The sequence below is a fragment of the Nostoc sp. DSM 114161 genome, assembly GCF_052692665.1.
The window spans coordinates 5,919,111-5,941,818 of sequence record NZ_CP195141.1; the positions used below are offsets into that span (position 1 = coordinate 5,919,111).

Below are 22,708 nucleotides of genomic sequence, written 5' to 3' on the forward strand. Positions count from 1 at the left end.
AGTCTTCAACTTGAATTTTACCATCATAAAGTATGAGCTATAGACCCGGAAACGTCTTAAACTTCTTAATTTAATTCAGTCGCCAGCAGGATGAGATTGAGTCTAATATTTTTTAGACTAGCTGATAAAGATTAGAAAGAACTTGAGAATAGCATATGCCTCTTCACAAACTTGAACATTTCGACCCAAATTATAGAGAAACTTTTGGCGGAGATGATGTAAGAGCACTGGATGTTTATACTGAGGGCGGACAGAGAGTTGGCTTAGTTGATGATGTTTTAGTTGACGATGATGGTCGTTTTCGGTATTTAATTATTGACACCAGCTTAGATTCTGTTAATAAAAAAATCTTACTTCCAGTTGGTCTTTCTCGGATAAATTATGCAGCAAGAACGGTTCATGTTGATGGATTGAGCAGAGAGCAAATAGAAAGGTTACCCGATCATCAAGAAATTGGAAATATTGATAACGATTACGAAGAAAAAGTACGTAGTGTATTTCGTCCTTCAACCAGTAACGTGACTTACGATCGAACATACAATTACCAAAAAGAACCAGCTTTCTACGAGTTGAATGAGCAAGATCATCAAACTTTTAGACTGTATGAAGAACGATTAATTGCTAATAAGCATCGCGTGAAAACTGGGGAAGTAGCTGTTGGTAAGCATATTGAAACTGACACTGCACGTGTCACAGTTCCTATTCAAAAAGAACGGGTTTTAATTGAGCGAGTTGTACCCACTGAAGTAGGAACCGTTGAGACCAACGAACTTAAGTTTCAAGAAGGAGAAATAGCACGCATAGAAGTCTACGAAGAAACACCCGAAATACGTAAAGAAGCCTTTGTGCGGGAAGAAGTCCGAGTTAAGAAAGTAATAGAACGCGATACTGTGGAAGCACAAGAGACGATTCGTCGAGAAGAGTTAAATGTTGATACTGCTGGAGATCTACATGTGCAAGAAAGTGATAATATTAAACACGAAAATGTTTAATAGTTAAGAGTTACATCGCATTCGATCTCAATGAGATAGACAAGGGCGGGCAAGATGCCCACCCTCATAAGATTTATCATTCTAAAATGGTTTTTAACTCACCTGCAAAGTGCGGTATCGCTTAAAAACATCTGCTAACTGTTAAGTATTTATGTTGGTGAATTAGACAAAATAGCTCTGATAGTTAGAGACAAAACTTGTTCTACTCTTGAATTTGCTGTATTTTTGTAATTTCTAACAGGCAAAGTTGATTTTTATCTTTGCCTGTATTTTAATCTATTTATATTTTTACTTACAATTTTAATTAAAAATTTATAAAAACATACAACTTTGGATAATTGTTTGTTAAATAATTTCTTTCGTCAGAAGGAGGTAAACGAGTGAATAAATGTCTACCTTAGTAACAAGGAAATGTAAATACATTTTTGAGGGGAAATAAAATGGTTCTTTACAAGTTAGAAGATTTTGAGCCTAACTATCGCGATAGTTTTGATGGTCATGATATTAAGGGACTTGGTGTTTATACACAAGGAACTGATGAAAAAATTGGTAGTGTCAACGATGTTTTAGTTGATGAAGATGGTCATATCCGTTATCTAGTTGTTGACTTAGGTTTCTGGATTTTTGGTAAAAAAGTATTACTACCAATTGGTCGCGCTCGTATTGACTACAATAGCGATCGCGTCTACACCATCGGTTTAACTAGAGAGCAAGCAGAAGATTTACCTGAGTTTAATGAACGCCTAGCGCTTGACTACGACTACGAAGAACAGGTGCGTGGAGTATATCGCCGTCCTGGAGACTACACCACTCCTGCTGAAGCATCAAGACCTGTAGAAGCATCAGCGCCATTAGATGCAACCTATTCTACTCCTAGTTACAACCGTGATAGTTACACATACGAACATGAGCCTTCTTTATACAATTTAAACGAACAAGATCATCAAACTTTGAGATTGTATGAAGAACGACTAATCGCCGGCAAACAACGCCGCAAAACCGGAGAAGTAGCAATTGGCAAACACATTGAAACCGAAACTGCACGAGTCGCTGTACCAGTAGAAAAAGAGCGAGTTGTGATTGAACGTGTAACTCCTGCGGATGCTGGTAGAGCCGTTCCTGCAAGTGAAGCAAACTTCCGTGAAGGCGAAGTTGCTCGCGTCGAACTCCATGAAGAAACTCCTGAAATTCGCAAAGAAGCAGTTTTGCGGGAAGAAGTTAGAGTTAGAAAAGTTGTAGATCAAGAAACAGTTGAAGCTCAAGATACTGTGCGCCGTGAAGAACTAGACATAAATGCTCCTAACCTTCCCATTGAAGAACGCTAAGGGGAAATAGGGACTGGGAAATAGGGACTGTTTTCCTAATACCCAGTCCCCAATACCCACTCCCCAGTACTCAGTCCCTTTTACTAATAGCTAACCGATGGTAAGAAACATTGGACAGGTAAGCTCGAATAATCACACTAACACCTTACTAGCAAGTTTAAAACACAAAGTAAAAAATTTTGTTGTGTTTGATAGTCAAGGTGAGCTAGTAGGAAACGTTCAGGATTTAATTGTAGATAGTAATAATCGGTTAAACTTAGTTATATCTAACCGAGTGCATCAAGAAATCCTAGTATCTAATCAGGCTTTAACCGATAAACATGCTTCTTTATTCTGGGTGCAAAGCCAGAGAGTCAAAAAAATCGACAATCCGACTAAATCTGTTTTCATAGACTTAGATAAATCAGAAATAGAGTATATGCCTGAATATTTAGAAGCAGAAACACCAGGCGAGGGCAAATCCGAACTATCACAAAACTCAACTAAAGAACTAGCTTATAATCAAACTACAAATAACTCTGTTGAGCCAGCAGAATTAGAAGACGTTAGTGAAGAAAAGATTATTCGTTTACTAGAAGAACGGCTAGTTGTTGAAAGCAACAAGCATAGAGTAGGTGAAGTAGTTGTTCGCAAAGAAATTGAAACTCGGATGGTACAAGTTCCTGTACGCCGTGAGAAATTAATAGTCGAACAAGTCAGTCCAGAACACAAGCAACTTGCAGAAATTGATTTAAGCGGAGGCGAAATTTCTGGACTAGAGTTGAATGAACTAGAAACAGTCGAACTTACACACTTTGACGGTGGTTTAACAGTGGCTGGCGAATTTAGTTCGCCTAAAATTGCTAGTTTATTATTGAATGCGATCGCACTAGAGAAAAATCATGGATGCAATAAGGTGCGAGTGGCGATTTCTGTTGCAGATGAATCACATCAAAAAAAATACCAGGAGTGGTTTGACCGCTGTTCCAAAGGTCAACAGCCAAAGCCTGAATAATATAGCAGAAGTCAGAATTCACAACTCAAACAGATTTGAATGCTGATAAAAGTAATCTTGTGTACTTCAGCAACTTGAAATCTGTTGTAAATAAGTTTCTAGCAGATAAATCATTAGGGCGAGCATTGCACGCCCTATTTTTTTGCTCATAATTTACGTATGATATCCTTCTATCCTGACTTCTGAATTCTGAATTCTGAATTCTGACTTCTGAATTCTATTCTAGAAATTACTCTGAGGTGTGTATCTTTTACGAGTCACTATTGCCAAAACTAATATTAAAAAAGTAACCGTTCCAGCTAAATATAATGGATAGCCATAGGTTTTGGGATCGGATTTATGAATTAGCATTCCTGCAATCACAGGGCCAATACCATTGGAAATACTCAAATAAGATGCGTTTAATCCCATTGCAGTTCCTTGATCCTCTGCTTTTGTATTCAAAGAAATTAACGTGCTAATCATGGGTTGTACTAAAGAATTGAATAGCGAAAACAGTATACTGACTGCTACAAAATAAACAATGTTAGGAAAAACTGGCATTAAAACAAATGAAAAACTTCGGAAAAATATACCTAAAAATAATATAGTAACTACATTACTTTTCTTTTTTAAAATTGAAACTCCCCAAGTTTGCATGATTACGCCTAACACTCCAAAAACTAAAAACAGAAGTGTTAAAGACTGGCTATTTTGACCTAAGACATAAATATAGTAAGGTTGAAAAGCATACGTAAAAATAGTAAAAGTTGTGCCAATACAAAAATTGATAATTAGAAGTACGCCAATTTTAGGCATAACTAAACCTCTAATTAAATTTCCTAAACCTAAATCAAAGATATTGTGTGCTTTCTCAGCTTTTTTGGGCAGACTTTCTGGTAAGAAAAAGATTGTAATTAACAAAGCGACGAATGCGACTGCACCGGAAACTATAAATCCAAATCCCAAAGAAATCTGCTGTGCCAACAAGCTAGTAACTGGGCCTAGTACAAAACCTAATCCTAGTGCTGCTCCATAAATTCCAAAGCCTTGGGCCCGCTTTTCGGGAATGGTAACATCTGAAATAATTGCTTGAGCTACGGAAGCATTTCCGCCGGTGATTCCATCTAAAAATCTAGCGAGAAAAAGAATAACTGCTGTTGTCGCTGTTCCAGCGATCGAGTTAGCTAACACAGTTCCGGCTAAACTGATAATTAGTAAAGGCTTGCGTCCAAAGCGATCGGAAAGTTTACCAATCACCGGAGTTGCAAAAAACTGAGCTATGGAATAAATCGAAAATAACAAACTCGTTTCAAAATCGCTCAGACCGAATTGTTTGCCATAAAGATAGATAATGGGAATTAAAACTGTAAAACTGAGGGAATTAATAAAAGCAATTAAAGCGGTAATCCAGAAATTTCGATCCATCACAACCTGGTTGTTACTTTGCAACTGCACTGTAACTGAAAACAGCGACTTTTAAACCCTAGTAATAGTACTTACTTATCGTTCTTTTGGCTACCCCAGATGAAATTTCGAGTCAAGCGATTTTCACGCAAGCAAAAACAGCGTTTGCTCCCACCTATTCACATTCAGATTCGAGACGGAAAGTTTGAGATTATGGGGATGGGTGTATGGTATTCCTACTGGCGCGATCCCTACCATCTGCTACTGACCATTCCCTGGGTTGGGTTTTTAATACTGATTTGTCTATCTTATGTAACTATTAATGCTGTATTCGCCGTAGCTTACTTTCTAGGTGGAGATTGTATTGCCAATGCTAGACCCGGTTCTTTTTTAGATCTTTTTTTCTTTAGCGTCCAAACCCTAGCATCCATCGGCTACGGTGCGATGTATCCTAAAACAACTTACGCCAATGTTATTGTTACCATTGAAGCGATGATCGGTTTGGTGGGAATCGCTGTGATGACCGGATTAGCGTTTGCCCGCTTCTCTCGACCAACCGCCCGCGTGATCTTTAGCCGTGTAGCAGTGATTACACCTCACGATGCCAAGCCAACTTTGATGTTTCGCAGTGCTAACCAGCGCCGCAACATGATTTTGGAAGCGCAGATGCGAGTATATTTGATGCGCGACGAAGTAACGGCAGAAGGTCAGCACATGCGTAGAATCTACGATTTGAAACTGCTGCGAAACCAAACACCAAGCTTTTCTTTAAGCTGGTCAGTGGTACATGTGATTGATGAGTTTAGTCCTTTATATGGGATGACGGCAGAATCACTAATGCAGACAAATTCGATGCTGATGATTTCTTTGAGTGGCATTGATGAAACAGTTGCACAGGTCGTCCATGCCCGTCACAGCTATGGCGCTAAGGAAATTTTGTGGAATAATCGCTTTGTCGATATCTTTCACGAAACACCCGATGGACATCGCTACATCGACTACAATCGCTTTCACGATGTTTTACCTTCAGATGAAATTGAGTAAGAATTCAGAATTCAGAACTCAGAAACTATCATTAATATCTCTTTGCGTCCCCGCGTCTTTGGGTTAATCCTTTGGACATTGTATTGGTTTAACCACAACCCGACCATTTTCAACCACAGTACAATTTTCACCAGTCTTCTTGGTGTCGTTAACTGGCATATCTTGACACTGCTTTTGGTGAGAGATATTTTCCTTTTGTTGTTGATTGAGGATAACAACACAAGAGGAACAAGAACTGGAAGACATATAAAATATCTCGATCTATATATTCTATTATCGCTCTATTAAATGCTATTTGGCTGAAAAATTTACTACTTACAGGGATTTTAACTGGGTAGAATACAAATGATTGTAGAAAGGTACAGCTAGCTAGCGATCTGCCAACCCAAAAATGTTAGGTGGAGGTTGGGTAAAGGGAAAAGGGTAAGGGATTTAAAACCTTTCCCCTTTCCCCTTTACCCTTTACCCCGCCTAGTGAACTTGGCGAACTACTAGCTGTACTTTTTGACAATAATTGTTTGGCAGGGTTAGACAATGGGTTTTTCTGATGAAAAAATTTTGGCGATACCTGGGTTTGAGTTTTGTATCTACCTTTTTGACTGCTACTCCCGGATTGGCAGCCGATCGCATTAGCTTTTATTACCCTCCCTTCGGCGAATTCTCTTTGTCTGTGGACTCGCTAGAAACTTTTGCGAAAACTGGCAAAATCGATGAAGACTTTTCCTTTTATGCTAGCCGTGCTACTTCCGAACAACTCGCGCAATTGCGGAATCTACTCCAGCAACGCTTCAATGTTAGTCCTACGGTAGTATCTCAGGTTACCTATTCGCCAATCGGTGAAGAAGTGATGCAACGTCTGGGAGAATTGCTTCTCACTGAGTCTCGACAAAACGGTTTCTATGCCATACGTGCAGCTTTGATCGTAGCTGCTGCCGATCGCGAAGGCTTAACAGTCGTAAATTTGCTGCGGAGATTTCCCAGCAATACTATCAGGATAAATTACTCAGAAGGGCTAAGGATTGTCGATAACTTGTCACAACTTATAGAAAAAAAGGATGAAGTTGTGGGTTTTCTCCAACAACAAGCGACGGTAGCCGCAGCCAATTCCAAGGTTGATTTCTCACAACAGCCAGATTTGCGATCGCCTGGAAAATTCACTTGGCAGAAAAAAAGCTTTGAGCTAAATGACTTTTCTCGCAATCGTCGTCTGCCTGTAGATATCTATTTACCTCAAGCCAATTCCCAAGCTGAACTAAAACCGCCGTATCCCCTAATCGTAATTTCTCATGGTCTGGCTTCGGATCGCTCTACCTTTGCTTACCTAGCTCAACATCTCACATCCTATGGTTTTGCGGTTGCGGTATTGGAACACCCTGGTAGTAATGCCGAACGCATTCAGCTATATTTTGCAGGTTTGGCAGGGCCGCCAGAACCAGCAGAATTTGTCAATCGACCTTTGGATATTAAGTATTTACTCAATGAACTTGAGCGTTTAGAAAAATCTGATACCTTCCTCCAAGGAAAACTTAATTTTCAGCAAATTGGGGCGATCGGTCATTCTTTTGGTGGTTATACTGTTTTGACTCTGGCAGGAGCAAAGATTAACTTTGACCAACTTTACCAAGACTGTAATCCCAATAATTCCTTCTTTAATTTGTCGCTGTTGTTGCAGTGTCAAGCTGCTGAGTTACCCCTAAAAGATTACCAACTCAAAGACGATCGCATTAAGGTAGTCATGGCGATTAATCCCATTGACAGTTCGATTTTAGGTCAGGGGGGCATCAGCCAAATTAAAATTCCAGTAATGTTGGTGGCTGGTAGTCAAGATATTTTTGCCCCACCTGTATCTGAGCAGATTCTCCCTTTTACCTGGCTGACTGACTCCAATAAGTACCTTGCTTTGATTGAAAATGCCACCCATTTTAGTGCGATCGCCGAACCTACTCCTGAGAATAATGTATTACCTGTGCCGCCTGCCTTACTAGGCCCTAACCCTACTCCTGTTTATTCCTATCTCAACGCTTTAAGCGTAGCTTTCTTATCAACCCATCTCCTCAACCGCCCAGAATACCGGTCTTATTTGCAGCCATCTTACGCCACATTCATTAGTAAAGAATCTTTGAATCTCAGTCTTTTGCAATCGCTAACACCAGAGCAATTTAATCAAGTCTGGAGTGGGGCAATTCCCCAGTCATTCCGGCCATCAAATCCTCAACTTACGACTCCTCAGGGACAAGAAGGAAAATAATATAGCAGTGAACAGGCAATAGGCAACACCTTTAGAAGTCACCTACCTGACAACTGCTATAAGTCCTAACAAGCTAAACGCCCCGCGATCGCTAACAACACTCTTGAATAATTACGTATATTCTCTTAAAGAAGCTTTTTCTAGAGTATTAGTAATTATGAATTATGTTGGCTTATGGTTCAGATCCCCGACTTCTCTAATAAGTTGGGGATCTTCTTAATCATCAATAAATTACAATTGCTCTAAACAAGGTAACTCTCAAGCATTAATTAGATAATCTCAAAGTTAAATATAGATAACCCATAATCTTTACTAAAGTTTTAGCAAATCAATATAGTCTGCAATTTTGCATTTTAAATAAGCATCTAGCCCTCTTATCCGATTAAAAAAATAAAAACCACAAACCTTAATTTTCAATCAATCAGTAAATATACTGATAGTATTACGCAGATAATTAATAAAATATAATTATTACAATCATAAGAAAAATGAGATGGCAATCTTAAATAATGCGTGAAAAATAAGGCACTACGATTTTTTGATAAGTCGGCATCTTCGGCTGGAAATTCTTACACATCAAATAGGATTGCTAAATATGTCTTTTTTATATCTAAGCTGTGGCTTAGATATAACAATTTTGCAAAACAGAAATTAATTGTCAGGGCTTTAATATATTTGCACTTACGTATTCATAAAAACTTATTTAATAAAATCTTTTATATATATATACTTGTACTAAGAAGTATTAAGAAAGTCTTATTAAAAGATATTGCAATGACTTGATTTAATTGCTAACGTGTGTATGTCAACGATGCTGATGAACGCTCAAATCGAGGAGAAGTAAAATCTATGAGCTATATTGATTCAGCCGAGTACGTTAGTAATTAAGAGTAAAAAACGAGAAATTTCTGCCTCGTATAGACAATTACGAAGGATTGCAGATTAACCAAGAAATAGCTCGTTGTTAAAGTGACTGGGAACTGGGGACACTTCGGCATGGTTCGACTGCGCTCACCAGCCGCTCAGTGCATCGCTGGTGACTAAGGGTTGGAGAGATGGTAATAAGTACTCACCAATGCCCCATGCCCACTTGCCCTGAGCGTAGCCGTTCGCGTAGCGTCTCGCAGAGAAGGGATGCCCAATCCCTAAGTTACATTTTGGAGGATAAAACCAATGGAGATTCAAGGTAAAGTAGCCCTAATTACAGGGGCTTCTCGCGGTATTGGTAGGGCGATCGCGCTGGAACTAGCCAAACAAGGCATCAAGCGGCTGATATTGGTAGCACGCGATCGCCAGAAGTTAGTTGAGCTAGCGAACAAAATTGAGGCGATGGGTGTGGAGACTGCGATCGTTGCTTTGGACTTGACTCAGGTAATTGAAGTCAATGTTACTATTGCTCAAGTTTGGCGCAAGTATGGCCCGATTCATCTGCTGGTTAATTGTGCGGGAGTCGCATACCAAAGCTCGTTTTTGCAATCTAAACTGCCCCAAGTTCAAGAAGAACTTTCTGTAAACTTATTGGGAATGTACAACCTCACAAGTCTGATGGCTCGACGTATGGCCAGCCAAAGGCAAGGAACAATCGTCAATGTATCGAGTCTAATGGGAAAAATTGCAGCACCGACAATGGCAACCTACTCGGCTACTAAATTTGCCATCTTGGGATTTACCCAAGCCTTGCGCCGGGAACTCGCCCAATACAATATCAGAGTGATTGCATTACTACCTTCTCTCACAGACACAGACATGGTACGCGACTTAAAATTATTTCGCTGGGTAATCCCCATGACTCCCCAGCAAGTAGCTCAAGCACTTGTCGCTGGAATGCGAAATGATTCACCAGAAATTTTAGTCGGATGGCAAAGTCATCTAGCAGTGTGGTGTCAACGCCTTGCCCCTTGGTTGTTAGAACTGATTTTACAAATAGCAACTCCGCCAGCACCTAGAAGACAAAAATTCACTGAAAAACCGAGTTTTTGAGCAAAAAATTCAGCGTTTTGGCGACTTGTTTTTGTTGAAGAAAAATCAATGTCAGGCCAAATCGCTGTAACTGTTATCCCATCCACCATTGGCGGAGTGTCTCCTTTAGGAGAAGTTCAGATGCCTTGTAATGGCGTCATACCTAAGGGCCAACCCTAGTAACTTGCATACAGCCACGACCATTGTTGTAAACTTGCAAAATTGCGTATCGATCTGAGCGAACTAATAAACCCACATATTGGGCTACACTTACACCACTATCGCAGATGGTTGTTGGCTCACCAGACCTCAACGCCCGATCCGACCAAGTACACTGACCAGGTGACAAGCCTTCGGGCGCGGCTCCTGCTGCTGGTTGGAAATTGATTCGCACACCATCACTACCATCGTTTTGTATAGCCAGCGTACCACCACCACGACAGGTCATTGGATAGCTCTGTTGTGCAATAGCAGTATCCACAGTAAAAAGTGGCGTCAAGATAGCAACTACAGCAGCCATCTTGGAAAGATTGGATAATACTGTCATCTTTTGACTCCCAGAAATAAAAAAATTAGTAGTAGCTTGTTTTCAATAGCTATTAGGTTTGATGAAAAACTTTTATGCAATTATGGCAAATTGTTATTCAGATAAATTTGGCTCTACCGCACTTGTTAGCCCAAATTAATAGTCTGTAAGAGGGAGTAGGGAACGGAGTCAGGAGGCAATATCAGAAATAAGTTCATAAATTGCTGCGCGATCGCATAATGAGACATACCCTGTTTCGGAGCAACCAGAAATGCTGACACTACCAACTAATCTCTCTTCTTTGCCCGAAATCATTGATGGCTTGCCGAATATTTCTGGTTGGGAAACAGAAATCCTTTCTGTAGTTAACCATGATACGCCTGTATTTTTACCAACAACGAATATTAAGTTAGATGACGTAAATGCTGTATTTGCGATCGCTTTACACATGCACCAGCCTACGATCCCTGCTGGATACGGTGGCACATTCATCAGCAATTTGCAATACATGTTTGAACATCCCAACGAAGGCGATAACCATAATGCAGGGCCTTTTGCTTATTGTTACAGCCGCATGGGAGATTTCATTCCCGAACTTGTAAATCAAGGTTGTAATCCGCGTGTAATGTTGGATTACTCAGGTAATCTTTTGTGGGGACTGCGGCAAATGGGGCGCAGTGATATTATTGATAACTTGAAACGTATTACTTGCGATCCTACCTATCAACCTTATGTAGAATGGCTGGGTACAATGTGGGGTCATGCTGTTGTTCCCTCCACTCCCATAGCAGACATTAAATTACATATAATTGCATGGCAACATCACTTTGCGGCAATTTTTGGTTGGGAAGCATTAGCACGAGTCAAAGGATTTTCACCTCCAGAAATGCATTTACCAAATCATCCTGATGTCCTCTTTGAATTTGTGAAAGCGCTCAAAGAATGTGGATATCGTTGGTTACTCGTTCAAGAACATTCTGTAGAAACAATTAACGGTGAATCTCTTAACTACAAACATTTACCACATCGTTTGATTGCCCGCAATTCTCAAGGGGAAATAATTAGTATTACAGCATTAATTAAAACTCAAGGTTCGGATACTAAATTAGTTGCCCAAATGCAGCCTTATTATGAAGCTAAAACCTTATCTAAACAACAATTAGGAAGCGCACTTGTGCCGCCAATAGTTAGTCAAATTGGAGATGGTGAAAATGGCGGCGTGATGATGAATGAATTTCCTAGTGCTTTTAAACAAGCTTGGTGGGATATGGTAAATCATGGTGGAGGAAAATCAGGCGTTGTTGGGATGTGTGGTACAGAATATTTAGAATTAATCGAAGCTGCTGGATGCAAACCTGAAGACTACCCAACTTGCCAACCAGTTGGACAACATCAGATTTGGCAGCGAGTTTCACCAGAAAATACCCAACCTGAAGCTGTAGAAAATACCATTCAAGAATTAAAAGAAAACAACCCTAATTTTCACATGGATGGAGGCTCATGGACAAATCATATTAGTTGGGTGAAAGGATATGAAAATGTCTTGTCCCCCATGTATGAATTAAGCAGCTTATTCCATCAAAAATTTGATAAATTACAGCAAACTAATTCAGCAGAACCTATTACCAGACAATTTGAATACCGTAACCTTCTCCTATATAATCTTTTACTGGAAACTAGTTGTTTTCGTTATTGGGGACAAGGCGCTTGGACTGATTATGCAAGGGAAATTTATCAACGAGGTAAAAGCTTGCTGTAAAAAATATTTGATTTTAGAATTTACGTCTGATGTGAATTATCCAAATCAACGAAATATCAAGGATTGTGCGCCCTGTACAGACGTTGCAGTGCAACGTCTCTACAACGATAAATAAGGGTTTTTAGCGTCTAATCGACATAATGTGTAATTCAGAATTCAGAAGTAAAACAGGGTTTATACCTGTTTTTGTATACTTAACTGTAATATTTTATGCAAATATTTGAGAAATGAGTATCAAAAAAAATGAGCGCATTCAAATAAATTTAGATTTATCGCCAGAAATTTATGAGACAATAACTAATCTGTCGCAACAGATTAATCGAGATAATGCTGAGGTGCTGTTAAAGGCGCTCTCACTTTTAGAAGTTACAGTAGAAGCTAAGCAAAGAGGTAAACATATCTGGATTGCAGATGAAAACCAAAACCTAGAAACTGAAATTACAGATATAGAAGATTTATCAAAAATTATTGCCACCAAAGGTAACAAGCCATTGGTTCTATCAATAGGCAACTCACGATCGCAAGAAGATGTAGAACTTGAGCGCAAGGTACGAGAACTCAAGTTTAAACAAGAACTTAGGAAAGATTGGATTATATTTATTGTTAGAGATGTAGTATTTTTTTCTGCTGCTATCCTTTTTATTTTTGCTGTCAGCGGTTATTCGCTATTTATGCAAATTTATAGATAACTGTTTTTGATATTTTGCCGTAGGTTCTGACTTCTCGCTGCGCCTCTGCGGTTGTTAAAAAATCTTACAACTCGTCTAACTCAGTAAAGTTGCGTAATTAATTTTACAGACGACGAAGCTAACTTGCTACAAGTAAACTCATTGTCATATCCAACTATTTAGATTATTTCATCAAAATAGTTGAATTTTCTTCTGCAAGTTCTATGGATTGAAATTTATGACTATCGGAGTTTTCATATTTGCTGTAGCTTTAGTTGCTACTGTTGCTCTAATTCTGATTAATGGCTACAACGATTTAGTAAAGTATCGCAACCGCTACAAAAATGCTTACTCTCAAATCGATGTTCAATTACAGCGTCGCTATGATTTAATTCCTAATTTGGTGGAAACTGCTAAGGGATATATGAAACATGAGCGAGAAACTTTAGAAGCTGTAATTGCAGCTCGAAATTCTGCGATGAATGCTAATAGTCGCGCCGTACAAAATCCTGGCGATCCCCAAGCGATGCAGCAGTTGGGTAATGCGGAAGCCGCGCTGGCAGGTGCGTTAAGCCGCTTCATGGTACTTTCAGAATCTTATCCAGAATTGAAAGCCGATCGCTCTATCAGTCAGGTGATGGAAGAACTATCTTCTACTGAAAACCGCATTGCTTTTGCTCGTCAAGCTTTTAATGACGCTGTGACACTTTACAACACCAAAAGTGAATCTTTCCCCAGCAATCTTGTAGCAAATACTTTTAATTTTACTCTGGCAGAATTGCTTCCCGAAGCAAATGCAGAAGTGAGAAATGCTCCTCGCGTGTCTTTTTAGGTGTCTATGAATTTTTTTGAACATCAGGATCGGGCACGCCAAAATACACAAAAATTAATCGGGTTATTTTCTCTATCCATCGCAGTCACGATAGTAGCAATTTACATTGCTACTTTATTTCTGTTTCGCATGGCTCCCCGTATTTGGTGGCATTCAGGATTATTTCTGTGTGTGGCTGGGATTACAATAATTGCGATCGCTGTAGGAAGTGTCTATAAAATTGCCTGTCTCCGTGAGGGAGGAAGTGTAATTGCCCAGGAGTTAGGGGGAAGACTTTTACTCCCAGAAACCGCCGACGAACAAGGAAGACAACTATTAAATATTGTCGAGGAAATGGCGATCGCTTCTGGTATTTCTGTCCCAGAAGTTTACCTCCTGGAAAGAGAAACCAGCATTAATGCTTTTGCTGCGGGATTTACGCCCAATGATGCCGTTATTGGAGTTACCCGTGGGACTTTGCAACACCTCAACCGCGATGAACTCCAAGGAGTCATCGGCCATGAATTCAGCCACATTCTTAATGGAGATATGCGGCTGAATTTGCGTTTGGTAGGACTGTTACACGGAATTTTGTTTATTTATTTAACTGGGGAGTTGCTGTGGCGGCTTCGTGGTGGTTCCCGCGAAGATAAAGGTTTGCCTTTGTGGGCGTTTGGTTTAGCACTAATGGCAATTGGCGGTATCGGCTTACTTTGCGGACGCTTGATTAAAGCCGCCGTCTCTCGCCAACGGGAATTTCTCGCCGATGCTTCCGCCGTACAGTTCACTCGCAACCCCAACGGACTTACCGGAGTCTTCCAAAAACTCCAACAAATGGATTCCCGTTTGATTTCGCCGGGTGCAGAAGCCGCCAGTCACATGTTCTTCGGCAATGCCCTCAATCCTTCTTTTTGGGAAGATATGTTTTCTACCCACCCACCTCTAGCAGAACGTATCCGTCGTGTTGGGGGTGTGAACGTTAGTAATTTACCAACAATGCCATCTCGCCATCGCATCGGTTCCCAGGAATCTTTAGCAATGGGTTTTGCTGGTGGTACTGACGCCACACCACAACAAATAGTCAACCAGGTGGGAACCGTTGCACCAGAGCATTTTACCCACGCTCAAGGGCTGTTGTCCCAGTTGCCAGAATCTTTGCGTTTAAGCGTGCGGGAGCAGGGGAGTGCAATGGCGATCGCTTTTGCGCTAGCGTTAGATACGGAAAATCTTGAAGTCCAAGAACGTCAAATTGCTTGGTTGCGCGAAGTACAGCCCACAGAGTTGGTAGAAAAAACTCTGGAATTGAGTAGCGAAATTAGCCAGTTAGATCCCAGCATTCGTTTGCCACTTGTAGATTTGACAGTACCCGCATTGCGCCAAAATTCCGCCAAGGAATGCCAAAGGTTGTGCAAATGCGTTCATGGTTTAGTGAAAGCCAAGGGCAATTTATCATTGTGGGATTTCGTGTTGCAATTAATACTATGGCATCGTCTCCAACCTTGTATTAATCCTACGTCAGCCATAACAGTAGAATTCACCACCATCGAACAAATTTGGCCGGATAGCATCTTAATACTATCGACACTCGCACGCGTGGGACATACCGAACCCGATGCCATAGCTTATGCTTTTCGTTCTGGAGTTTTTCGACTTCCCAAAGCCGGAGAACAAGAAAAACCAGACACACCAGTTCCTTGTAATTTTTCTGAACTCAAGAAAAGTATCGAACGCCTTCAGCTTGCTAGTCCCAAACTCAAGCAAGCTATTATTGATGCCTGCGCCCACACAGTACTCTTAGATAATAAAGTTACTCCTTCGGAAGCAGATTTATTAAGAGCGATCGCCATGACATTAGACTGTCCCATCCCGCCATTTTTAAATCCTCAACGTGGCAATTCAAAACAAAAACAATCTTCTCCAAAGGTCGGTTAAAGCCCAATTAATTTATTTAATTATCACAATCAAAGAGTATCATATTGTACAAAAAAATCCTGACTCGTAGATATAGCACAGCGAGCATAGTTTAGGACATAAACTCCTCGTAAAAGCCTGACATCGAGAGACTTTCTTTGCCTATTGCCTGTTGCCCCAGCCCTGTTCCTTGCTATCAGTATTAATTTACTTAAAAACTTTGGACAAAATACCCGCTCCTTTAGCATTTTAGAAATTTGATTGCTATAGTAGATTACAGCGCTTTTCAAGTAATTGAACTACACCACTCGCCATGACCTCTCTCAACCGTGGCCAAATACCTGAAAACTGCTGTAAATAACTATTCTTGCAAGGATTTGAAAGCTGTGCGGGATGATTTACAGGGCTTGGAAATTAGTCACAATGAACTGCAAAATTTGACTAATTTACCTGTCAATGAGGATCTGTTAATTATTACAAATATCTTGCTAAAATTCGGAAAAACATATATAGATAAAATCAAAGGTTCCGAAGGGGCAACTGTAATATTTATTGGATTTTCTACATTTGTTTTTACTTATATATTATTTGATTTAGTTCTCAAAGTATTTGTTTCATGGGTAACAATCCCGTCTTGGCTATTCTTACTTTTTTTAGGGCTTTGGGTTGGTGGATTAACACAAAGTATCTTATATCTACTTTGGAAAAGCAGAACTAAATTAGTCAAAAAAAATATGAATAATTCTCTACGAATCCTTTTAAGTGAGGTGAATAGATATAATGCTATTATTAAAGCAATCGATATTAATGACCAAATAGAAGAAGCTGGTAACCCAGAAGTAGTTATAAAGCAAAGAGACAGCGTAATCGAAGCGTTGAAACTTACAAAAACTGACTTAGTTCGCGCTTTGAAGACAGAAAGGATATTGAGAGAAAATAAAAACTTTATTCTCAGTAATACAGAATTATTTGCCAATAATTTAGCAACTTTAACAGCCATGCAAGTACACGAGCAGGCTACCGAGCATGGAAGGTTACTCAACGAAGCATTACAAATTGCATTAGATGTACAACATGAAATGAAAAAATTACAGAGTCAGCATTAAAAATATAGGACTTACCCACACTCTACGATTCTTCTCTACAAGACGCTAGGCGCTTCTTGTAGAGAAAAAAGGTACTTCGGGGAGCAACGCGATTTGGTGAGGTCAGATAAAAAAGGTGCGATGCCTGCGGTGGTCTGCGCCTACGCTAAAAATCATTTCAGTATAAACAAAATATTTATTACACTCGATTCGCGTATTAATATTAAATAAGTTAAATGACTTAGAATCTGGTAGTTTATCTAACTTCAATACTCTGTAATTCTATCTTTAATTACTTCATCAAGCTTATAAATGCTTGATTATTTTATACTTTAATTCTGACCCAAAGAACATTTTGCCATAATTGATACTAAGTACCAAAGACTTGTTACAGATATTTTGGGAAATAATCGTCGTTTCCCATAATATTTACAGCAGATCTTAGCTTTGTGAGGTGCATGAATACCCCACCTGCCAAGATAGCGCACCCTCCCCGATGCCTTGGGGAGGGGTGTACCTCATGTACTTGCAATACGCTGTATTAAATCAGCCCAAAGGAGAAACTTAGATATGAGAAAAATTTCTGTGATTTTCCCCTTAGCTATCCTGTCTTTTACCAGTGTAGTTGTTAACAGCCAAGAAACTTCTCCACCCAATAAATACACTCAATCTGTTACTCGTGAAGTTTTAGCAAGTGGTTATCCAACTAACGATCGAAAGCAAATTCTTGAACTTGTACGCTATACCATCGCACCGAGAACAAAACTGCCTATTCATACTCATCCGGGAATGCAGATTGAACGAGTAGAGGCGGGAACTTTAACTTATACTGTTGTGGAAGGGGAGGCTAAAGTAACTAAAGCTGATAGCACAGAATTAATTCTTAAAAAAGGAAAAACTTTACAGCTGACAACGGGAGATTCTCTAGTTGAACCTGCCGGAATGATTCATTATGGAGAAAACCAAACAAACAAACCAGTTATTCTTTTGTCTGCTTCTCTATTTAATGCAAATCAACCAAAAGCTATTTTAAACAATCCCGGAAACAGATGAATGTGATGAGAAGTTTCGACTTTTATCATAGGGAAGTTTATCAAACATAATTACTGTACAAATTAATCATGGTGTGAATTTACATACACAGGTTGTTTCAGGCTTTTATTAATGATTATTCGATCGTAAATAGACCCTTGGTGTAGGGGCACAGCAGTGCTGTGCCCCTACGACTAATGTGGTTTTTAAATCATCCATATTTGATATTTCTTGTCAATGCGTAAGTCCTAAAATCAACCGAAGGAACCAATCAACTGCTGACAAACGCCCCAACTGTTACTTACTCCGCAACTTTGGTGAAATCTTCGAGGTTTGCGACCAGTTAATTATGCTTTACCGCGATGCTGTGCATACAAAAGACCATAGCGACTAAACTATCAAAATTTCTGAAATTAATTCAATTACCTCCCCTAGTTTTACCCGATCGCTCTCTATATTCATAAACACAAGGGCAGAGAACATTGCCCAATACACACATCAAAATCAGGAAAAAACAATGAAAACTGTACAATCTAGCCAACCTAAAACATTGAAGAAATTTGCGATTCGTGAAGTTGAAACTCTGAAAACTACTGCTGCTGCTGCTTATGTCTGCTGGATATGTAGTAGTTGTTGGTAATTTGTGTAATTAATTCAATTACCTCCCCTAGTTTTACCCGATCGCTCTCTATATTCATAAACACAAGGGCACAAAACATTGCCCAATCCACACATCAAAATCAGGAAAAAACAATGAAAACTGTACAAGCTAGCCAACCTAAAACATTGAAGAAATTTGCAATTCGTGAAGTTGAAAGTCTGAAAACTACTGCTGCTGCTGCTTATGTCTGCTGGATATGTAGTAGTTGTTGGTAATTTCTGAAATTAATTCAATTACCTCCCCTAGTTTTACCCGATCGCTCTCTATATTCATAAACACAAGGGCAAAGAACATTGCCCAATCCACACATCAAAATCAGGAAAAAACAATGAAAACTGTACAAGCTAGCCAACCTAAAACATTGAAGAAATTTGCGATTCGTGAAGTTGAAAGTCTGAAAACTACTGCTGCTGCTGCTTATGTCTGCTGGATATGTAGTAGTTGTTGGTAATTTCTGAAATTAATTCAATCACCTCCCCTAGTTTTACCCGATCGCTCTCTATATTCATAAACACAAGGGCACAGAACATTGCCCAAAACAAACATTAAACTCTGGAAAAAATAATGAAAACTGTACAAGCTAGTCAACCTAAAACATTGAAGAAATTTGCGATTCGTGAAGTCGAAACTCTCAAAACCACCGCTGCGGCTGCTTATGTCTGCTGGATATGCAGTAGTTGTTGGTAAGCTAAGACAATCAATGAACTATTGAATTTAAAGTTGACATTGTAAATAGTTCATTAAGATAGCTACACGTCAAATTAGTGGCGGATTGCAATCCACCACTAATTAATAAATATTTTTTCTCTTATGCATGAGCATCTCCGGCTCTGCTCCTGAATTCAGAATTATTACAACATTCAATTAGGAAGGAAACTTGACGTGACCAGATATCCTGCCGATGCTCTGGTTTCTATTTATCCATTTACTCGCCAACCTGAAGGAGATGAATTCATTATTGGTAGAGTAGATACTAATATTTTTCTAGCATTGCCTTCTGATGCAATAGAGTTGCTGGACTATTTGGCTGCTGGCAAAACCATCGGACAGGCACAATGGCTTTACGAGCAAAAGTATAATGAAGTCCCAGATATTGAAGGTCTGCTAGAAGTTTTAGAATCAAACGATTTTGTTAATATTCTATCTGCGAAACAAACACTTTTACCAACATATACTAAGCAACCGAAGCAAATAAATCACTTCACCTGGATTTCTCAAGATTTTGCCAAAATTTTCTTTAATAATCGGGTATTAATTGGTTGTGGATTAATCGTATTTCTGGCTTTAGTTGCTGTTTACTTGAAGCCTTCAATTATGCCTGGTTATCAAGCTCTTGTCTTTAAAAAAAATGTCACAATGATGGCATTAATTTTAACTGGAATTAATGTTATTGCAGTGTTTCTGCATGAGATGGCTCATTTATTGGCTGCTAAAGCAGTGGGTGTTTCTTCTCAATTAAGACTTAGCAATCGCCTTTGGATACTCGTAGCAGAAACAGATATGACGGGGATATGGGGTGTTCCTCGAAATCAGCGATATTTACCTTTTCTTGCAGGCCCTTTACTAGATCTTGTATCGGCTTCTATCTTGCTATTGGTTTTGTTTGCCGAACAACAAAAATGGCTAGCGATCGCTCCTTTTGTTTTGCAGTTGATACAGGCGATCGCTTTGAGTTATTTCCTAGCTATACTTTGGCAATGCTATTTCTTTCTTCGGACTGATTTTTATTACGTAATTGCCAACTTTTTTAGATGTAGAAGTCTGATGAAGGATACAAAGGTTTTCGTACAAAACCAAATATTGCGATTATTCAGATTTTCTCATACCACTGACCAATCCTCTATTCCTAAAGGCGAAATACGAGTGATTCGCTGTTACGCTGTTATCTACGTTCTAGGCCACATCGCTGCATTTTGGTCGCTGTTCTTCATCGGTATTCCAACTATGTGGAATTATGCGTCCCTACTTTTAGGCACGTTGAGTGCAGGGTATGAATCTAATCCTTATGCCTTCACCGATGCCTTAATAATGGGATTGCTGGTTTTTGGAATTCAAGGTATTGGTATTTTTCTTTGGATTAATAGTTTACGTCATACTAAAAGGAGATAAATTATGAAGCGCCACAATACTCTCGAAAAGACTATTTTACAACAGCCAGAAATTGGTAAGGTAATTTTACTAGAGGCAGAATCCGGTAGTGCCAGGTTAGAAATTTTGCAGCAATGGTTACAGGTAAGTGAAGAAAATAAAGCAAAAAATTGGCTGCTATCATTTAATACCCAAGAAGATGGATTATGGGCTGGATTAAATGAATGGCTAAATCAAATTTTACCAGATATTCAAGCTAAAGCACCACATTTAATTACTAAACATAGCTATGAATTAGCAATGATTTTGCCTGCTTTAAGGCGTCAAATATCGGTACGAAATCCGAATTTAACAGACAGTTCTATTGATGATGAAAGGGTACGTAATTATCCTTTGGATCGAGCTTATAGAATAGTACATGGTGTCATCGATTTACTCGATTCTTGGTACGATTACACCGATGGTTCTCCTTGGGTAATTGCTTGTAATAATTACGAGCAAGCAGGATTTTTAGTACGCCGCTTTTTTGCTGAACTGATTCGTCGGCGGGGACAAAAACTAAATTTAAGTTTACTTTTCGCTACTGCTCCTAATACTGGTGAAACTGCCATTACTCACTTAAATCAGAAGTTTTTGGTACAAAAGATTAGCTTGCAATTACCAGCAGAACCAGAAGTAGTAATTTCTCCAGAAAAAATGTCCCAACTGGCACAAAAGTTGGAAGAACAAATTGGTAGAGATGCGATTGAACTGGAAATTCACGGGCCGCGGCTGGTTTCCTATTGGTTAAAAAGCGACCAACCTGAAAAAGCATTGATTTGGCAAGCAAGACTTTTAGGAATTTATAACCATCAAGGTTTTTATGAAGATGCATTAGTTTACTGTGAATCTGTCGCTACTCAACTTGACCATCTTTGTGGAACGGACAATAACATGAGATGGAATATGGTTGGTAATCTTTTTAATTGCTACGCAACAACAAAAAATATTGACAAGGCATATCAAATAGTTCAAGAAGAAGCTCTCCTTAAACTTGATGCACCAGCACAGTTAGTTCGAGCTTATTACATAATGGCAATGTTCCATACTCGCTTTTTGCCGGAACACGACCACACTTTAGCTGAAGATTATCTCAATCGCAGTCTGAGCATTTTAGCAGACCCAACTGCGGATATTCCAGCTGATGATAGACATTTTATGACTGCTTTCGATATGAACGGTTTAGCACTTGTTAAACACCGTCAAGGTCTTCCTCAAGAAGCGATCGCACTTTGTAAGTCGGCAATTGAAGAATTCAAAATTCATTTGAGTGAAGGTAAACATCGATTGCATCGCTCAGTTTTGGACTATAACATTGCTCAAGTATATGCAGCAATGGGCGAATTAGAAGAAGCTGTGATTTATTTTACTGCTGCCATTACCGCCGATCCAAACTACTCAGAATACTACAACGATCGCGGTAATGCTTACCAACGTATGGGCCAATTAGAAAATGCTTTGCACGATTATCACCAAGCTATTGAGCTTAGTCCGCCATACTATGAAGTCTGGATGAATATCGGACATTGCTATGCTTTAAAAGGTCTAATTGAAGAAGCAATCAACGCTTATTCAGTTGCTATCGATTTACAACCTACTCAAACTCCAGCATTAATTGGTCGCGCTCAAGCATTGGAAGCATCGGAAGATTTAGAAGCAGCTTTATTAGATTATAATGCAGCACTTGATTTGAATTCACAGCAACCTTTCTTATTAGCAAATCGGGCTACAATTCACTACGAACTCGGACAATTACCAGAAGCTTTGAGCGATTTATCAGCTGCGATCGCTTTATCACCAGACAATCCAGACTTCTATCAAAATCGGGCGATCGTATTAATTAATTTAGGTCAGTCTGATGCTGCATCTGCCGACCTCATGACTTATCTTCGGCTGAACCCCAATGCAACAGATCGTGCTGAAGTAGAAGAAAGTTTATCTAGTCTGAGCAAGAGATAACTATCAAATTCTTCTGGTGAAATTTAGAATATTATTTGCTCGAAATTGATGGAGCGATGTCTAGGATATCGCTCCATAATATTACAAATACAATTGCCAGTATTTCAAACATAGGTGATGCAGTTGGTATGTTGATGATGCGCCGTTTAGGAATGTTGAGCGACGAATTATTTGACCGTAGCGACTTTCTTGAAAGTTAAGTTTTTTTACACCTGCAAGCT

The 22,708-nt window shown here is 39.4% G+C and carries 22 protein-coding genes; 19 read left to right on the plus strand and 3 right to left on the minus strand.

Annotation, left to right across the window (positions count from 1 at the left end):
- Nucleotides 1-155 precede the first annotated feature (155 nt).
- From NSTC745_RS25095 to NSTC745_RS25105, 3 genes are all read left to right on the plus strand, one after another.
- Nucleotides 156-992, plus strand: coding sequence for a YsnF/AvaK domain-containing protein (locus tag NSTC745_RS25095; protein WP_445633392.1), 837 nt, complete (start codon nucleotides 156-158; stop codon nucleotides 990-992).
- Nucleotides 993-1,432: 440 nt separating this feature from the next.
- Nucleotides 1,433-2,317, plus strand: coding sequence for a DUF2382 domain-containing protein (locus NSTC745_RS25100; RefSeq protein WP_445633393.1), 885 nt, complete (start codon nucleotides 1,433-1,435; stop codon nucleotides 2,315-2,317).
- A 97-nt stretch (nucleotides 2,318-2,414) separates the two neighbouring features.
- Nucleotides 2,415-3,311, plus strand: a complete 897-nt coding sequence (locus NSTC745_RS25105; protein WP_445633394.1) for a DUF2382 domain-containing protein — start codon at nucleotides 2,415-2,417, stop codon at nucleotides 3,309-3,311.
- A 222-nt stretch (nucleotides 3,312-3,533) separates the two neighbouring features.
- Here NSTC745_RS25105 and NSTC745_RS25110 read toward each other — a convergent pair whose 3' ends face one another.
- Nucleotides 3,534-4,718, minus strand: a complete 1,185-nt coding sequence (locus NSTC745_RS25110) for an MFS transporter (protein WP_445633395.1) — start codon at nucleotides 4,716-4,718, stop codon at nucleotides 3,534-3,536.
- Nucleotides 4,719-4,817: 99 nt separating this feature from the next.
- Between NSTC745_RS25110 and NSTC745_RS25115 the strand changes: the two genes are divergently transcribed.
- Nucleotides 4,818-5,741: an ion channel gene (locus tag NSTC745_RS25115; protein ID WP_445633396.1), complete on the plus strand. Its 924-nt coding sequence runs from the start codon at nucleotides 4,818-4,820 to the stop codon at nucleotides 5,739-5,741.
- A gap of 63 nt (nucleotides 5,742-5,804) precedes the next feature.
- Here NSTC745_RS25115 and NSTC745_RS25120 read toward each other — a convergent pair whose 3' ends face one another.
- Nucleotides 5,805-5,987, minus strand: a complete 183-nt coding sequence (locus NSTC745_RS25120; protein ID WP_445633397.1) for a hypothetical protein — start codon at nucleotides 5,985-5,987, stop codon at nucleotides 5,805-5,807.
- 301 nt (nucleotides 5,988-6,288) lie between these two features.
- Here NSTC745_RS25120 and NSTC745_RS25125 point away from each other — a divergent pair, with 301 nt between their 5' ends.
- Together NSTC745_RS25125 and NSTC745_RS25130 are read left to right on the plus strand one after the other, a co-directional pair.
- The gene (locus tag NSTC745_RS25125) at nucleotides 6,289-7,989 is read left to right on the plus strand and encodes an alpha/beta hydrolase (RefSeq protein WP_445633398.1); all 1,701 of its coding nucleotides are present in this window, start codon (nucleotides 6,289-6,291) and stop codon (nucleotides 7,987-7,989) included.
- A gap of 1,173 nt (nucleotides 7,990-9,162) precedes the next feature.
- Nucleotides 9,163-9,969, plus strand: coding sequence for an SDR family NAD(P)-dependent oxidoreductase (locus tag NSTC745_RS25130; RefSeq protein ID WP_445633399.1), 807 nt, complete (start codon nucleotides 9,163-9,165; stop codon nucleotides 9,967-9,969).
- A gap of 142 nt (nucleotides 9,970-10,111) precedes the next feature.
- On the opposite strand, the gene NSTC745_RS25135 is transcribed toward NSTC745_RS25130, so the two are convergent.
- Nucleotides 10,112-10,495, minus strand: coding sequence for a hypothetical protein (locus NSTC745_RS25135; protein WP_445633400.1), 384 nt, complete (start codon nucleotides 10,493-10,495; stop codon nucleotides 10,112-10,114).
- A 250-nt stretch (nucleotides 10,496-10,745) separates the two neighbouring features.
- On the opposite strand from NSTC745_RS25135, the gene NSTC745_RS25140 reads away from it, so the two are divergent.
- The 13 genes from NSTC745_RS25140 (at nucleotide 10,746) to NSTC745_RS25200 (ending at nucleotide 22,687) form a co-directional block, all read left to right on the plus strand.
- Nucleotides 10,746-12,233 (plus strand): glycosyl hydrolase family 57, encoded by a 1,488-nt coding sequence (locus NSTC745_RS25140; RefSeq protein WP_445633401.1) that lies wholly within the window; start codon nucleotides 10,746-10,748, stop codon nucleotides 12,231-12,233.
- 227 nt (nucleotides 12,234-12,460) lie between these two features.
- Nucleotides 12,461-12,922, plus strand: a complete 462-nt coding sequence (locus NSTC745_RS25145) for a hypothetical protein (protein ID WP_445633402.1) — start codon at nucleotides 12,461-12,463, stop codon at nucleotides 12,920-12,922.
- 217 nt (nucleotides 12,923-13,139) lie between these two features.
- Nucleotides 13,140-13,733: a LemA family protein gene (locus NSTC745_RS25150; protein ID WP_445633403.1), complete on the plus strand. Its 594-nt coding sequence runs from the start codon at nucleotides 13,140-13,142 to the stop codon at nucleotides 13,731-13,733.
- A gap of 6 nt (nucleotides 13,734-13,739) precedes the next feature.
- Nucleotides 13,740-15,644, plus strand: a complete 1,905-nt coding sequence (locus NSTC745_RS25155; protein WP_445633404.1) for a M48 family metallopeptidase — start codon at nucleotides 13,740-13,742, stop codon at nucleotides 15,642-15,644.
- A 365-nt stretch (nucleotides 15,645-16,009) separates the two neighbouring features.
- The gene (locus tag NSTC745_RS25160) at nucleotides 16,010-16,729 is read left to right on the plus strand and encodes a hypothetical protein (protein ID WP_445633405.1); all 720 of its coding nucleotides are present in this window, start codon (nucleotides 16,010-16,012) and stop codon (nucleotides 16,727-16,729) included.
- A gap of 549 nt (nucleotides 16,730-17,278) precedes the next feature.
- Complete coding sequence (locus tag NSTC745_RS25165; RefSeq protein ID WP_445633406.1) at nucleotides 17,279-17,761, plus strand: cupin domain-containing protein; 483 nt, start codon at nucleotides 17,279-17,281, stop codon at nucleotides 17,759-17,761.
- Between the two features lie 496 nt (nucleotides 17,762-18,257).
- On the plus strand, nucleotides 18,258-18,380 hold the full coding sequence (locus tag NSTC745_RS25170) for a hypothetical protein (protein WP_445633407.1): 123 nt from the start codon (nucleotides 18,258-18,260) through the stop codon (nucleotides 18,378-18,380).
- 113 nt (nucleotides 18,381-18,493) lie between these two features.
- Nucleotides 18,494-18,616, plus strand: coding sequence for a hypothetical protein (locus tag NSTC745_RS25175; protein ID WP_445633408.1), 123 nt, complete (start codon nucleotides 18,494-18,496; stop codon nucleotides 18,614-18,616).
- Between the two features lie 113 nt (nucleotides 18,617-18,729).
- Entirely contained in the window at nucleotides 18,730-18,852 is a 123-nt protein-coding gene (locus NSTC745_RS25180) for a hypothetical protein (protein WP_445633408.1), read from the plus strand.
- 113 nt (nucleotides 18,853-18,965) lie between these two features.
- Entirely contained in the window at nucleotides 18,966-19,088 is a 123-nt protein-coding gene (locus NSTC745_RS25185; protein ID WP_445633409.1) for a hypothetical protein, read from the plus strand.
- Between the two features lie 195 nt (nucleotides 19,089-19,283).
- Nucleotides 19,284-20,510 (plus strand): hypothetical protein, encoded by a 1,227-nt coding sequence (locus tag NSTC745_RS25190; RefSeq protein ID WP_445633410.1) that lies wholly within the window; start codon nucleotides 19,284-19,286, stop codon nucleotides 20,508-20,510.
- 3 nt (nucleotides 20,511-20,513) lie between these two features.
- Nucleotides 20,514-22,487, plus strand: a complete 1,974-nt coding sequence (locus tag NSTC745_RS25195; protein ID WP_445633411.1) for a tetratricopeptide repeat protein — start codon at nucleotides 20,514-20,516, stop codon at nucleotides 22,485-22,487.
- 56 nt (nucleotides 22,488-22,543) lie between these two features.
- Complete coding sequence (locus NSTC745_RS25200) at nucleotides 22,544-22,687, plus strand: hypothetical protein (RefSeq protein ID WP_445633412.1); 144 nt, start codon at nucleotides 22,544-22,546, stop codon at nucleotides 22,685-22,687.
- Nucleotides 22,688-22,708: the final 21 nt, after the last annotated feature.